Origin of the sequence: Paraburkholderia panacisoli, assembly GCF_008369935.1 — a bacterium.
GTDB classification, from domain to species: domain Bacteria; phylum Pseudomonadota; class Gammaproteobacteria; order Burkholderiales; family Burkholderiaceae; genus Paraburkholderia; species Paraburkholderia panacisoli.
The window spans coordinates 1-1,544 of record NZ_VTUZ01000138.1 but is presented as its reverse complement, the minus strand read 5'-3'; the positions used below and the strand labels follow the sequence as shown (position 1 = coordinate 1,544).

General features: G+C 64.1%; 1 protein-coding gene. It reads left to right on the top strand.

Translation table 11 applies throughout. From position 1 onward, the window contains the following. Positions 1 to 643: 643 nt before the first annotated feature. Positions 644 to 1,544 (top strand): AAA family ATPase (locus tag FVF58_RS50985; protein ID WP_188131244.1); only part of this gene is annotated, 901 nt, incomplete at its 3' end.

The following is a 1,544-nucleotide window of genomic DNA, read 5'->3' as shown; positions in this document are numbered from 1 at the left end:
ATCGAGACCCGAAAAGCGGGCGTTGACTGGACCTCATCAGTCCTCGACGAGCGTGTGCCGCTGGAGGGTGTGAACAAGATCTCTGTTGAATTCAACCTGCTCCAATACAACAGCAGGTCAAAGCGGCCGGTCCATCGACGCTGAAGGCAACGGTGTGCTCGCTACGAGCGATACAGCCGCTATTGCGGGCGAAACAATATGCAGAACTTGCTCAGCCGGCGAACCGAGCGCCTGATCTACCGAGCCAAAATCTGTGTCAACGTTGGCCGACCACAGAGCTGCCGCTCACGATCAACTGTTTGTGACGGGGGACCTAAAGGTTGACCGATGACCCGCGACCGGCAGCAATAAGCTGCACAGCGGACATCGGCTGACGAGGTACGGATGGCAGCAACGGGTCGCTTGTTGTCCTCCGACGACTCAGATCCGTCGCTCGAACAGCGCGAAAGCGGTCGCTCAAACGTCCTCGATGAGACGCGCTCGAACCGGCCAAGTCTGCGCTTGCAAGCTCTTGCGCTGCTGCAGTTCTCAAGTCGACTCTGCGGGCAGAGGCATTCGGGTCGCGGAGGCAACGCCAAAAGCACCGGCGTGAGCGAGCCAGTCCGGCCTCTTGCCTTGAGCCGTCTCGGAAGGCGTGATACGGTTGAAGCTCCTACCCGTTGGCGACATGACCGGCCTCGTCGAGCGCGACTCTGAGCTGGCGGCGATCGAAACTTTCGTGCGCCGCGGCGGAGTCGTGTTGATCGAAGCCGGTGCCGGGATCGGCAAGACTGCGCTGCTCGAGGCCGCCTGCGCGATCGCACAGCGGGAGAAACGGAGCGTGTTGCGGGCCCGCGGATCCGATCTCGAGCGGCACTTTGCCTTTGGCATCGTGCGCCAGCTCTTCGAACGTCGGTGCGCCGGCGCGACCGCGGACGAAAGAGACGCGCTGCTCGCCGGCCCAGCGCGGGCAGTCGCCACGCTTTTTCAACTCGACGACTCGAGCAGCGTGGAGCAGGATACCGGCTTTGCCGTCCTGCATGGACTCTACTGGCTGACGGTCAACCTCGCCGACCATGTTCCCCTGCTGCTGGCTGTCGACGACGCGCACTGGGCCGACGAAGCGTCGTTGCGCTGGCTCGCCTACCTTGCGCCGCGCCTCGACGGGCCGAACGTTTCGCTCGTCGCGGCATTGCGTCCCGACGAACCTGCGTCCCGATCGCAGCCGCTGGTCACTGTGCGCGCGGCGGCAACGACGACGATTAGGCCGTCGCTGCTGAGCCGGCGGGCAGTTGCGGCCATCGCTCGCAACGCCCTCGGAAGCGGCGCGAACGACGACGTCGTTGCACTGGCATATCGCGCCACCGGAGGGAATCCGTTTTACCTACGGGAATTCCTGCGTGCGTTAGATCAGGCCGGAGATTCGAGCGGGCTGCGCGCGCTTGAGGACGTCGTCGGTATTGGCGGCGTCGACGGTGTGGCGCTGCAGATGCGCGCACGTTTGCATAGTCTCAACCCCGATGCGCTACGCCTGGCGCAGGCGCTTGCGATCCTGGGCGACGGCT